General features: G+C 67.5%; 10 protein-coding genes and 1 tRNA gene. 4 read left to right on the top strand and 7 right to left on the bottom strand.

Going from position 1 to position 12,704, the window contains the following annotated elements; all coding sequences use genetic code 11:
- Positions 1-326: 326 nt before the first annotated feature.
- The 5 genes from H3309_RS15550 to H3309_RS15530 all read right to left on the bottom strand — a co-directional run bounded on the left by H3309_RS15550 (position 327) and on the right by H3309_RS15530 (position 3,918).
- On the bottom strand, positions 327-995 hold the full coding sequence (locus tag H3309_RS15550; protein WP_182295831.1) for a hypothetical protein: 669 nt from the start codon (positions 993-995) through the stop codon (positions 327-329).
- 80 nt (positions 996-1,075) lie between these two features.
- The gene (locus tag H3309_RS15545; RefSeq protein ID WP_182298847.1) at positions 1,076-1,378 is read right to left on the bottom strand and encodes an addiction module antidote protein; all 303 of its coding nucleotides are present in this window, start codon (positions 1,376-1,378) and stop codon (positions 1,076-1,078) included.
- Positions 1,379-1,380: 2 nt separating this feature from the next.
- Positions 1,381-1,722, bottom strand: a complete 342-nt coding sequence (locus tag H3309_RS15540; protein WP_182295829.1) for a type II toxin-antitoxin system RelE/ParE family toxin — start codon at positions 1,720-1,722, stop codon at positions 1,381-1,383.
- 137 nt (positions 1,723-1,859) lie between these two features.
- Positions 1,860-1,935, bottom strand: a tRNA-Ala gene (locus H3309_RS15535).
- A gap of 75 nt (positions 1,936-2,010) precedes the next feature.
- Entirely contained in the window at positions 2,011-3,918 is a 1,908-nt protein-coding gene (locus tag H3309_RS15530) for a TonB-dependent receptor domain-containing protein (protein ID WP_182295826.1), read from the bottom strand.
- Between the two features lie 109 nt (positions 3,919-4,027).
- Here H3309_RS15530 and H3309_RS15525 point away from each other — a divergent pair, with 109 nt between their 5' ends.
- Entirely contained in the window at positions 4,028-4,168 is a 141-nt protein-coding gene (locus H3309_RS15525) for a hypothetical protein (RefSeq protein ID WP_182295824.1), read from the top strand.
- Positions 4,169-4,266: 98 nt separating this feature from the next.
- Here the strand turns inward: H3309_RS15525 and H3309_RS15520 are convergent, their stop codons facing one another.
- Entirely contained in the window at positions 4,267-5,346 is a 1,080-nt protein-coding gene (locus tag H3309_RS15520) for a calcium:proton antiporter (RefSeq protein ID WP_182295822.1), read from the bottom strand.
- Positions 5,346-7,127 carry an aminopeptidase P family protein gene (locus H3309_RS15515; RefSeq protein WP_182295819.1) on the bottom strand — a complete coding sequence of 594 codons (1,782 nt, stop codon included), beginning with the start codon at positions 7,125-7,127 and terminating at the stop codon, positions 5,346-5,348. The genes H3309_RS15520 and H3309_RS15515 overlap by 1 nt, the downstream gene beginning before the upstream one ends.
- 55 nt (positions 7,128-7,182) lie before the next feature.
- Between H3309_RS15515 and H3309_RS15510 the strand changes: the two genes are divergently transcribed.
- From H3309_RS15510 to H3309_RS15500, 3 genes are all read left to right on the top strand, one after another.
- On the top strand, positions 7,183-8,784 hold the full coding sequence (locus H3309_RS15510) for a tetratricopeptide repeat-containing sulfotransferase family protein (RefSeq protein ID WP_182295817.1): 1,602 nt from the start codon (positions 7,183-7,185) through the stop codon (positions 8,782-8,784).
- Positions 8,785-8,898: 114 nt separating this feature from the next.
- On the top strand, positions 8,899-11,289 hold the full coding sequence (locus tag H3309_RS15505; RefSeq protein WP_182295815.1) for a TonB-dependent receptor: 2,391 nt from the start codon (positions 8,899-8,901) through the stop codon (positions 11,287-11,289).
- 54 nt (positions 11,290-11,343) lie between these two features.
- Positions 11,344-12,654, top strand: a complete 1,311-nt coding sequence (locus tag H3309_RS15500) for an amino acid permease (RefSeq protein ID WP_182295812.1) — start codon at positions 11,344-11,346, stop codon at positions 12,652-12,654.
- Positions 12,655-12,704: the final 50 nt, after the last annotated feature.

Here is a 12,704-nt window from a genome sequence, read left to right as displayed (position 1 = left end):
TTTCCTTTATCTCAATTTGTGAGGCGTGTTGGCTTTCAATTTGGCCGGCTGGCGGGGCGCATTTGGTCGGGCATGTACCCTATCAACGGCCCGACGGTGCATCACAAGCCGCAGATGCCGTTCGGCGGCGTAGGGGCATGGCCGCTTTGGCGGGCGGCTGGGGATCAACGGTTTTACCGAAACGCGGTGGGTTACGATCGAGACGCAGGCGGGGCGGTTTCGGATTTGGGGGAGCGGCGGGGATTGTCCTGAGATTTCCGGGGGGAGTAGGGATCGTAGGGGAGACCGGACAGGCGGGTTTTCAACTCAGGCGCGCAAAAGCCGCCTTACCTTCTAATGTTCACTTTTTTCGACATGGGTGGCAAAGATGGAACTTCTTTCAAGTTTTTTGCATCTTGAAGCCTGAGACCTCCAACTAAGTCAAAACCTTCCGAATAAAACATCATGGGGATTGGGTCGGCCTCGAAATAGACGTTGGTAGCCTTGTCGATGTGAGCCATGAACAAATGGGATCTCGTCGGCCAGGCAGCGATGTTGACCGAAATTTCAACAATCAGCTTTGACAACTCGCGACGTTTCAATAGGAAGCGTAGATCGTTACCATGTTGGCGCACTATCGCGTCAGCATGCCGGATAATGTCGACCTGATCGGGTCTTACTGCGAGTAGCGAATCAACGATCCCGCGCGTTGCGACATCAAAGGCATCAGTGATGTTTGGGAAGTCTGTGGTCACGCCAACATGGACGTATCGTTGCCACCAGTCACCGCCTTCATCAGTCACGCGGATTACACCGGGTTGGAGCGACTGTGTGAATAACACGTATAAGGCTGGGTAAGCTCCAAGACTAAATTCCTCACCATTCAGAAGCCAAGCAATTCGACGAGCGTAAGCAACCGCCTCTTCCTGCCCTTTGAGGTAAGACGATGAGACAGAGCGGTCTCCAATAAAAAGCCTGATGTCATTTATCCGGGAAGGGCGGCCATCCTTAGTCATGTCTCAAGACTAACGTCTATTTTTTCGCAGCACCACCAACAAAACGAACGACCGAAAAAACTTAGGGAACGGCCATCAGGCTATGCTGCTTTCGCCAGGTCGGGTTCGCATTTCAGTTTCATGCCGAGGGCGGACAGGACCTTGAGGAGCGTTTCCAGCGTCGGATTGCCCTGCTCGCTGAGCGCGGTGTAGAGGGCCTGACGGTTGACGCCGGTCTTGTCGGCGATTTTCGACATGCCTTCGCTGCGCGCGACGATGCCCAGCACTTTGGCGATGTAGGGGGCATGGCCGCTGTCGAACGCGTCGTTGAGGAAGTCGACCACATCCGCGGGCTCGGTGATATATTTGGCGGCGTCGAATGGGGTGGTCGCAAGCTGGGTCATGGTCACTCCGTTGTTCCAGGTCGTTGGGGACGGGGAGATGTCATCAGAGGGATATCAAGGTCTTTGGCCATTTGCCTTGCCTGTCTGATCGCCCGATCCTGATCTCCCTTGTCGCTGCCACACAACAGGATGATGATCCGTTGATCCCGCCGGGTGAAGTAAATCCGGTATCCGGGGCCATGGTCGATTCGCAGTTCGCTGATGCCGTCTCCGAGTGTTTTCCAGTCGCCCAGAAGCCCCGATTCAATGCGCGTCAGGCGCATGGCAACCCGCTTTTGCGCCGTCCGGTCTTTCAGGCCATCGAGCCACCCATCAAAGACGACGGTGCGCTCAATGATATACATTGTCGTCTAAATACGACAGGATGACGTTGCGATCAAGCCCATTTGTTGGATGATCCGTTTATCGGCCGCAGGCCGCAAGCGCGACTGCGCGCCGGCGGGAGCCCGCCGCCTGCTCCGGCGTCAGCCGGCAAAGAAGCTGGTGGAGACGAGGGGGATCGAACCCCTGACCTCAGCAGTGCGATTGCTGCGCTCTCCCATCTGAGCTACGTCCCCGTGACCGGCCTGATGCCACTCTCGGCATGGGAAGCGGCGCTATAGCCAGCGCGGGCGGCGGGTGCAAGGGCGGGTTTAGATGTCGGCTGTAATCGAGAACTGCACGGTGCGGGGCGTGTTCACGTCGTAGAGGCCGTCGTCGATCACCTCCCAGGCGAAGCGGTTGGTGAGGTTGAGGGCCTGGACGCGGAGCGTGACGGGGCGGGTGCCCAGTTTCGCGCGGTAGCGGACGCCGGCGTCCAGCGTGGTGACGGCGGGGACGGAGACGCGGTTGTTGAGCGTCGCCATGGTGGAGGAGTTGTGGAACAGGCCGGCGTCGAACGACCAGGGGTGGTCGGGCGCGGGGCGCCAATCGAGGTTGAGCTGGCCCTGGAAGCGGGCGCGGCCCACCGGGCGCCGGCCGATGGCGCCGCCGGCAACCGCCGGGCCGCTGACGCTGGAGTCCAGGAAGAGCGCGCCGGTGACGAGGGTGAGGCCGGGGGCAAGGCTGCCGGAGAGCGAGAGTTCGGCGCCGCGGTGGCGGACGTCCCCCTGGCGGGTGAAGAGGTTGGCGGGGTCGCGGGCGAAATAGGGTTTGGTGATGCTGAACAGGCCGGCAAGCAGGGTGAGGTCCTTGGTGAGGGCGAGGCGGAGGCCGGCATCGACCTGGCGGGTTTCGAGCGCCGGGAGCGCCGCGTTGCGGTTGGCGGCGTCGGCAGGCGCGATGCCGTTCTCCTCCAGACCGCGGGTGGCGCCGGCGTAGAGGGTGAGGCGCGGCGTGGGGGTGAGGGCGAGGCTGGCGTTCCAGAGCCAGGGGGAGGCGCGGGTGATGACGGGCGCTGTGCCGGGCAGGCGCACGGTCTTGCGATAGTCGCTGCGTTGCAGGCCGAGGGCGAGCTGGCCGACGCCGGCCCAGCGCGCTTCCCATGCGAGGCCCACCGTGCCCTGGCGGACGCGGTCCTGTGTGGGGGTGCCGAAGCGGAAGCCGGCGGGAGCGGGGGCGCCGGAGGGCGTGTTGATGGTGACGGGGCCGAGGTCGAGCGTGTCGTTGCCGCCGAAGCTCTGTTCGACGCCGCGACCGCGCAGCGACAGGTGCAGGCGGTGGGCGATGGCACCGGTCAGGAAGGATTTCGACAGGCGGGCCTCTCCACTGAGGCTGGCGTTGCGGGTGGGGGGGTCGGCGAAGATGAGCTGGCGGCCGCGACCGTCGGGCGTGATGCCGGTGATGAGGTCGCCGAAGGTGCGGCGGTTGCTAACGATGGAGCGGAACAGGCCGGATTCGAGGCGGAAATCATTGCCGAGATCGGCCTTGGCGAGGAGGCCGTAATTGCTGTTGAGGAAGCTGGCGACGGCCCAGCGCGGGCCGAAATAGCGCGCGCGGTCGACGGGTTGCGGCAGGAAATCGCCGGCGGGGGCATAAAGCGGGCCGAAGGTCTGGCTGCTGGCGTCGGACTGGCTCCAGAAGGGGGTGATCTCGACGCCGGGGGCGGGGTTCCAGCGCAGCGTGACGGCGTTGGAGAAGAAGAGGCCGCGGCCGCCGTTGGGGTAATGGTCGTGATACAGGCCGGTGCCGATCGTGGCGCCCAGCGTGTCGGCGAGCGGCAGTTGCAGCTCGGCCTCGGCGTAGGGCGCATAGACGGGTTCGACGCCGGTGGTGAGGGTGAGGAGCGGTTTCGCGCCGGCGCGATACAGGCTGACATCGGCGATGCCGGTGGGGGCGGGGAAGAGGAAATCGAGCGCGGTGAGGCCGACGTGGATGGTGCTGCCCTGGCGCACGCGGCCGGTCATGAAGGCGCGGCGGTCGAAATACAGGCCCTCGATGCGGATGTTGCCGGCGGTTTCGGGGGAGAAGCCGCGGACATTGCCCTCGTCGTAAAGCCCGATCGATTCGCGGCCGATGGAGGCGCCGAAGGCGTCGGTGGCAGCGGTGACGATATTGTCCTCCGCGCGCTGGGCGGTGGCGGGCGCGGCGAGCAGCAGGGCAAGGATGACGGCGGCGCGCATGGGCGCGGCCTATGGCGTGGCGATGTGACGCTGTCGAGCGCCGGATGGCGATGCCGCGAGGGAACCGCGCGGGTGCTGCGCCGTAGGGGTGGGTGGAAGGATATGGGCGATGGCCGGGTTGTTCGCGGAAAGCATGTTGCTGGCGCTGGTGGGCCTGGTGCTGTTGCCGTTCGCGCTGGCGCAGGCGTTCGGGGTGCTGCTGCGCACGATGGTGGGGGCGGCCTGGCGGGCGCGGCGCAAGCCGGAGTGATCAGCCGAAGCTGCTGAGGACAGTGATCAGCAGCGCGCCGGCGGCGAGGCCGGTGAGGAAGGCGAGGAGGCAGCCGGCGAGACCCTTCATGCCTGCCCTTATGGCACGAAGGTCAGGAACAGGAACAGGGCGAACAGCACCAGGTGCGCGGCGCCCTGCATCACGGTGGTGCGGCCGGTGGCGAGCGAGATCGCCGAGACGAGCAGGGTGAGGGCGAGCAGCACCATCTCCTTGGGATCGAGACCGAGGGTGAGGGTCCAGCCGAACCAGAGCGACAGGGCGGCGATGACGGGGATGGTGAGGCCGATGGTGGCGAGCGCGCTGCCCAGCGCCAGGTTGAGGCTGGTTTGCAGGCGGTTGGCGCGCGCCGCGCTCCAGGCGGCGACACTTTCGGGCAGCAGGACGAGGGCGGCGATGACGACGCCGAGCGCGGCCTTGGGGGCGCCGGCGGCGTCGATGTTGGCCTCGATCGCGGGGGACAGCGCCTTGGCCAGCAGGACGACGGCGACCAGCGCGACGACGAGCAGCAGGCCGGCGAGCGCGGTATCCCGGTTGGAGGGGATGAGGCTGTGGACGTCATCCTCGGCGGTGTCGGACAGGAAATAATCGCGGTGGCGGACCGTCTGCACCAGGACGAAGGTGCCGTAGAGCAGCAGCGACACCAGGCCGATGAGGGCGAGCTGGCTGGGGGCGTAGGTGCTGCCGGGCGTGGTGACGGTGAAGTTGGGGAGCACCAGCACGCTGACGGCGAGCACGGCGAGCGTGGTGAGCGCGGCGTTGACGCCGTGCACGGTGAAGCGCTGGACATGGTGGCGGGCGGCGCCGGCCATCAGGCAGAGGCCGACGACGCCGGTCAAGATGATCATCACCGCGGCGAACACGGTGTCGCGGGCGAGCGCGGTGGTGTCTTCGGGATCGGCGAGCATCAGCGTGACGATCAGTCCGGCCTCGATCACGGTGACGGCGAGGGCGAGCAGCAGCGTGCCGAAGGGTTCGCCGAGTTTCAGCGCGAGGATTTCGGCGTGGTGGACGGCGGCGAGCACGGCGCCGAGGAGGCCGAGGCCAGCGACGAGCGCCAGCGGACCGGTGAAGCCGGCGCCGGCGAACCAGGCGGCGAGCAGCGCCCAGGCGGCGGCGGGCGCGGCGAGGCTCCAGAGCGGCAGGGCCTTGGCGGACATCAGGCGGCGCGCGCGAGGGGGCGGGCGAGCGGCGCGGTGGCGGCGCGCAGCCACTGGGCGGCGTCGGGATCAAGGTGTGGCAGGTGGGTGTCGGCGACGCGGGCGTGGTAGGCGTTGAGCCAGGCGAGTTCGGCGTCGGTCATCAACGACAGGTCGATGAGGCGGGTGTCGATGGGGGCGAGGGTGAGGGTTTCGAAACCCAGCGTGCCGTCGCCATGATCGGTGACAAGGACGAGATTCTCGATGCGGATGCCGTAGTCGCCGTCCTGGTAGAAACCGGGTTCGTTGGAGAGGATCATGCCCGGCGCGAGCGGTTCGTCGATGCCGTTGGCGCCGGGGGCGCTGGCGATGCGGGCGGGGCCTTCGTGGACGGCGAGGAAGCTGCCGACGCCGTGGCCGGTGCCATGGGCATAGTCGAGGCCGGCGGCCCAGAGGAACTGGCGGGCGAAAGTATCGAGCTGGATGCCGCGGGTGCCGCGCGGAAACCGTGCCGTGGCGAGCGCGATGTGGCCCTTGAGCACGCGGGTGAAGCGGTCGCGCATCTCGGCGCTGGGGGAGCCGACGGCCAGCGTGCGGGTGACGTCGGTGGTGCCGTCCGGATACTGGCCGCCGCTGTCGATCAGGTAGAGGCTGTCGCCCGCGATGCGCCGGTTGCTGGCGGGGCTGGATTTGTAATGCGGGCCGGCGCCGTTGGGGCCGAAGGCGGAGATGCTGTCGAAGCTGAGGTCCTTCAGCAGGTTGGATTCGCGGCGGACGGATTCGAGTTTGTCCTGCGCGATCAGTTCGTCGAGCTGGCCGTTCGGCGCCTCGCGGTCGAACCAGTGCAGGAAGCGGGTGAGGGCGAGGCCGTCGCGGACGTGCGCGGCGCGGGTGCCCTCGATCTCGGTGGGGTTTTTCCGCGCCTTGGGCAGCGCGCACAGGTCGCGGGTTTCGAGGATGGTTGCGCCCTCGAGCGCCCCGAAGATGGCGGCGACGCAGGTGGCGGGGTCGGCGGCGACGGTCTGGCCGGCGAGGCTGCGCAGCGCGTCGGCCAGCGCGGTGTAGGGGGCGGTGGCGACCTCGGGGCCGAGGTGGGCAAGGACCTCCGGCGTGAGTTTGGCGGGGTCGGTGAAGAGGGTGGCGGTGGCATCGGCGCGCAGCAGGGCGAAGGCGCGCGGGACGGGGGTGCGCGCGACGTCGGAGCCGCGGATGTTGAACAACCAGGCGACCGAGTCCAGCGGCGCGATCACGGTGGCGTCGGCGCCGAGGCTGCGCAGGGTTTGCGCGAGCGCGGCGCGCTTGGCGGCGCTGGTTTCGCCGGCGAACAGCGTGTCGTGGACGAGGATGGGGGCGGTGGAGGGGGCGGGCTGGTCCGGCCAGATGGCGTCGATGGGGTTGCTCTCCACCGCGACCAGTGTGGCGCCGACGGCGGCAAGGGCCGCGCGGGCTTCGCTGGCCCAGGGGCGGGTGTGCAGCCAGGGGTCGAAGCCGATGCGGTCGCCGGGATGGGCGTGGGCGGCGAGCCAGGGGATGAGCGGTTCGGCGGGGACAGAGCGATATTCGTAGAGGCCGCCGTCGACCTGGGTGCGGACCTGGAGCGTGTAGCGGCCGTCGACGAACATGGCGGCGTCGCGCTGCGTGACGGCGGCGCTGCCGGCGCTGCCCAGGAAGCCGGTGAGGAAGGCGAGGCGCTGCGCATAGGCGCCGACATATTCGCTCATATGCTCGTCCGAGATCGGGATGACGAAGCCGGCGAGGTGGCGGCGGGCGAGTTCGGCGCGGAGGCGGGCGAGCGGGGTCATGCGGTGCGGTTAGCATGATTGCCCGGCGGGTTCCAATGGCGCTATCGGCAAGCGGATGACGCCTGAACAGACTTATGCCGTGCGACGGTTGCAGGGTGCGGACAGCGATCCCGCCACGCTGGAGGCGGGAGCCGCGCTGGCGGAGGGGCGGCTGGACGTGGCGCAGAAGCTGCTGCGGGCGCTGTTGAAGGCCGATCCGCTGCATGTGGCGGCGATGCGGATGCTCGCCGAGCTGGCGATCCGTCTGGGGCGGCTGAAGGATGCGCAGCATCTGCTGGAGCGGGCGGTGGACCTGGTGCCGGGGTTTCATGCGGCGCGGCACAATCTGGCGCTGGTGCATTATCGCGCGTCCCGCCCCGAACTGGCGATCGCGGAGTGCGAGCGGATTTTGCGCGCCGATCCGCAGGAGCCGAACGCGCGCAACCTGAAGGCGGCGGCGCTGGGGCAGGTGGGGGATTATGAGGGCGCGGTGGCGCTGTACGAGCCGCTGCTGGCAAAGCATCCCGACATGCCGAAGGGCTGGCTGAGCTATGGCCATGCGCTGAAGACGATGGGGCGGCGGGCGGACTGCGAGGCGGCCTATGAGCGGGCGATCGCGCTGGCGCCGACGCTGGGGGAGGCGTGGTGGAGCCTGGCCAACCTGAAGACCCATGCCTTTGACGAGGCGGCGCTGGCGGCGATGCGGGGGGCGCTGGCGACCCCGGGGCTGGAGGTGGAGGACCGGCTGCATTTCGAGTTCGCGCTGGGCAAGGCGCTGGAGGACCGGGGCGAGGTGGACGCGAGCTTCGCCCATTATGCGCGGGGCAATGCGCTGCGCGCCGGGCAGATGGGCTATGATCCGGCGGAGACGACCCTGCATGTCGACCGGCAGGTGGCGCGGTTCAGCGCGGACTTCGTGGCGCGGATGGCGGGGCGGGGGTGCGCGGCGCCGGACCCGATCTTCATCGTGGGGCTGCCGCGGGCGGGGTCGACGCTGATCGAGCAGATCCTGGCCAGCCATTCGATGGTCGAGGGGACGATGGAGCTGCCCGACATCCTGGCGCTGGCGCGGCGCACGGCGGGCGAGGGGGGAGACTATGGGCCGGCGCTGGAGACGGCGGACCTGCGGGCGCTGGGCGCGGCGTTTCTGGAGCGGACGCGGGTGCATCGGCGGGCGGGGCGGCCCTTTTTCATCGACAAGATGCCGAACAATTTCCTGCACGCCGGCTTCATCCACCTGATCCTGCCGAATGCCCGGATCATCGACGCGCGGCGGCATCCGCTGGGCTGCTGCTTCTCGGCGTTCAAGCAGCATTTCGCGCGCGGGCAGGGGTTCACCTATGGGCTGGAGACGGTGGGGCGATATTATGCCGACTATGTGCGGCTGATGGCACATCTGACCGCGGTGCTGCCGGCCGACCGGCTGACGCGGGTGATCTATGAGGATGTGGTTGCCGACCTGGAGGGCGAGGTGCGGCGGCTGCTGGACTGGCTGGGGCTGCCGTTCGAGGCGCAGTGCCTGCGCTTCCACGAGAATGCGCGGGCGGTGCGGACGGCATCGAGCGAGCAGGTGCGGCGGCCGATCTTCAGCGAGGGCACCGACCAGTGGCGGCGCTATGCCGCGCATCTGGGGCCGCTGGAGGCGGCGCTGGGGGATGTGTTGCAGGATTGGCGGTGAAATCGGCTGCATACCGCAGAATCTGCGGTGAATGTGCCGACAGTCGCGCTTGACGGGTTTTGATGTTGCAGCGCACACTGGCGCCAAAGAACAACATATCAGGGAAGATCAGCGATGTTCGAGAAGCGTAAAGCGGCTTTTGCCTGGGCCATGGCGGGAACCGCGCTGGCGAGCCTGTCCTCGCCGGTGCTGGCGCAGACCGCGGCGGCGGACAGCGCCGGGCTGGATGACATCATCGTGACGGCGCAGAAGCGCAGCGAGAATTTGCAGGATGTGCCGATCAGTGTGCAGGCGTTCGGCACGAAGAAGATCGAACAGCTGGGGATCGCCAACTTCCAGGACTATGCCAAGCTGCTGCCCTCGGTGAGTTTCCAGTCGGCGGCGCCGGGTTACACCACGGTTTACATGCGTGGCATCGCCTCGGGCGGGGACGGCAACCACTCGGGGCCGCTGCCGTCGGTGGGCGTCTATCTGGACGAGCAGCCGGTGACGACGATCGGCGGCGCGCTGGACGTGCATATCTATGACATCGAGCGGATCGAGGCGCTGGCGGGGCCGCAGGGGACGCTGTACGGCGCCTCCAGCCAGGCCGGCACGCTGCGCATCATCACCAACAAGCCGCAGATCGGCGTGTTGAAGAGTGGCTGGGACATCGAGGGCAATTTCGTTGCCAAGGGCAGCGTCGGCGGCAAGGCCGAAGGCTTCGTCAACATCCCGCTGGGCAGCAATGCGGCGGCGCGGATCACCGCGTTTTACAAGCGGGACGCGGGCTTCATCGACAATGTGCCGGGGACGCTGCGCTTTCCCACGAGCGGCATCACCATCAACAACAATGCGCTGGTGAAGAAGAATGCCAACACCAACGACACCTATGGCGGGCGCGCGGCGCTGAAGATCGACCTGGACGACGAGTGGGAGATCACGCCGACGATCATGGGGCAGGAAAGCCGGCAGTCCGGCAATTTCGCCTATGACCCGACCGTGGGCGACCTTCAGGTGAAGCGTTTCTATCCGGATTACAGCAAGGACCGCTGGTATCAGGCGGCGCTGACGGTGAAGGGCAAGATCGGCAATTTCGACCTGACCTATGCCGGGGCGTACATGGAGCGGAAGCGCGACACGCTGGTGGACTACAGCGACTACAGCTTCTTCTATGACACCATCTATTTCCAGGATCCGTCGTTCAACTTCGGCGATTATTACCGCAACAATGCCGGCCAGCTGATCAATCCGAGCCAGATCACCAAGGGGCGGGACCGTTATTCGAAGATGAGCCATGAGCTGCGCATCGCCAGCCCGAGCGACCAGCGGTTGCGCGGTCAGATCGGTGCCTACATCGCGCGGCAGACGCACAATATCCGCCAGGAATATAATGTGGTCGACATCGCCGATGCGCTGAAGGTGAGCGGCACGGCGAACAGTGTGTGGCTGACGCAGCAATATCGGGTGGATCGCGACCAGGCGCTGTTCGGCGAGCTGACCTTCGACATCACCGACAATCTGACGCTGAGCGGCGGCATCCGCGGCTACAAGTTCAACAACACGCTGGTCGGCTTCTTCGGCTATGGCCCGAACAGTCCGTTCGGCAGCAGCGGGCAGGGGCAGTGCGCCGGGCGTCCGGCGGTGGTGGAGGGCTCGCCCTGCACCAACCTGTCGGCAAGCACCACCGACCTGAGCCCGAAACAGTCCAAGGACAGCGGCACGACGCAGAGGGTCAATTTGCAGTGGAAGCCGGTGGAGGATGTCATGCTCTATGGCACCTACTCGACCGGGTTCCGGCCGGGGGGTGTGAACCGGCGTGGCACGCTGCCGCCCTATGGCGCCGATACGCTGAAGAATTTCGAGTTCGGCTGGAAGACGCAGTTCGCCGACAATGCGGTGCGCTGGAACGGCGCGGTGTTCTTCCAGAAATGGAATAATTTCCAGTTCAGCTTCCTGGGGCAGAACGGCCTGACCGTGATCGCCAATGCGGCGAAGGCGCGCGTCAACGGCGTGGAGACCGACCTGAGCTGGGCGGTGGGCAATGGCTTCACGCTGTCGGGCGCGGCGGCTTATATCGATGCCAAGCTGGCGGACAATTACTGCGGCACGCTGAACGCCGATGGCTCGCCGCAGACCAACTGCGCGACGCCGCAGGCCCCCAAGGGTACGCGGCTGCCGGTGACGTCCGAATATAAGTTCAACGTGAACGGGCGCTATGAGTTCGACCTGATGGGCGGCACCGGCCATGCCATGGCGGGCGTTGCCTATCAGTCCGATGCGACCAGCGACCTCAGGGTGTTGCAGAACGGGATCATTGGCAACCGCGGTGCCTATACCACGGTGGATGTCGCGCTGGGCTGGAAGAATGAGGGCTGGAGCGCGGAGCTGTTCGCGCGCAACCTGTTCGACAGCCGGGGCGATGCGACACGCTATACCGCCTGCGCGCCGACGACGTGCAGCCGGGTCTATGTGGTGCCGATCCAGCCGTTGACGGTGGGGATTCGCGTGGGCCAGCGCTTCTAGGCGTTTGACTTCCGGCGTGGCGCTGCCAGTCTCTGCGTCAAAGCGGAGGGACGGGTGAGCGCTGAGCGGGGACGGTTGGGGTTGCTGGCGGCGACCGCGCTGGTGGTGGGCAGCCAGATCGGCTCGGGGGTGTTCCTGCTGCCCGCCAGCCTGGCGCCCTATGGCTGGGGCGCGGTGGTGGGTACGCTGCTGTCGGCGGTGGGGGCGCTGCTGCTGGCCTTCATGTTCGCGCGGCTGAGCGTGACCCTGCCGCTGCCCGGCGGCCCGCATGCCTATGTGCGGGCGGCGTTCGGGGACGCGGCGGCGTTCGTGACCGGCTGGACATACTGGCTGGTGATCTGGTTCGGCAACGCCGGGCTGGCGGTGGCGGCGACCGCCTATGCCAGCCATTTCTTTCCCGTGCTGAAGGCGGACGCGGCGCTGTCCGCGGCGGTGGGGATCGGCACCATCTGGCTGTTCACGCTGGTCAACCTGGCAGGGACGCGCACGGCGGGCGCGGTGCAGACGGCGACAACGCTGTTGAAGCTGGTGCCGCTGGCCGCGGTGATCGGGGTGGGGGCGTTCGTGCTGCTGCGCGACGGCAGCGCGGTGCTGGCGACCCCGGCGCCGGTGCCGGCCAGCCCCTTTGCCATCGGCGGTGCCGTGGTGCTGACGATGTGGGCGTTCCTGGGGATGGAGTGCGCGACGGTGCCGGCGGGGCGGATCGCCAACCCGCGGCGGACGATCCCGCTGGCGACGGTGGGGGGGACGGCGATCAGCGCGCTGGTGACGCTGGGGGTGGTGGCGGCGGTGGTGCTGACCTTGCCGGCGGTGCCGCTGGCGAGCGATCCGGCGCCGCTCGCCAGTTTCGTGGCGCATTGGGCGAGCGGCGAGTGGGGGACGGTGATCGCGCTGGCCGCGCTGGTGAGCGCGCTGGGCTGCATGAACGGCTGGATCATGTTGCAGGCCGAGGTGCCGGCGGCGCTGGCCGGGGAAGGGCTGTTCCCGCGGGCGATGGCGGCGCGGCGGGGGGATGGCACGCCGGGGATCGCGCTCGTCATCTCCGCGGTGCTGGTGAGCGGGGTGCTGCTGATGACGGCGGATTCGGGCGCCGTGGCGATCTTCAGCTTCATCGCGCAGGTGGCAGTGCTGGCGGCGCTGCTGGTCTATGCCGGTGTGGCGGTGGCGGCGCTGGTATTGGCGCGGCGGGGGCGGGTGGAGCGGAGCGCGCCGTTCGTGGCGGCCTGTGTGCTGTCGGGCCTTTTCTGTGTGGCGGCATTCGCGGTGGCGGGGGGGCGGGAGACGCTGTGGGTGCTGGTGCTGATGGCGGCCGGGCTGCCGGTATGGCTGTGGACGCGGCGGGGGGTGGTGGTGCGGCAGGGGTGAAACCCCTTCCGCTCGGCTACGCCGAGTCGCTCCCCCTTGCAGGGGGAGGA

The organism is Sandaracinobacteroides saxicola, assembly GCF_014117445.1.
Taxonomy (GTDB): Bacteria; Pseudomonadota; Alphaproteobacteria; order Sphingomonadales; family Sphingomonadaceae; genus Sandaracinobacteroides_A; species Sandaracinobacteroides_A saxicola.
The sequence above is the reverse complement of the archived record's forward strand: the minus strand, read 5'-3'. Positions and strand labels throughout refer to the sequence as shown.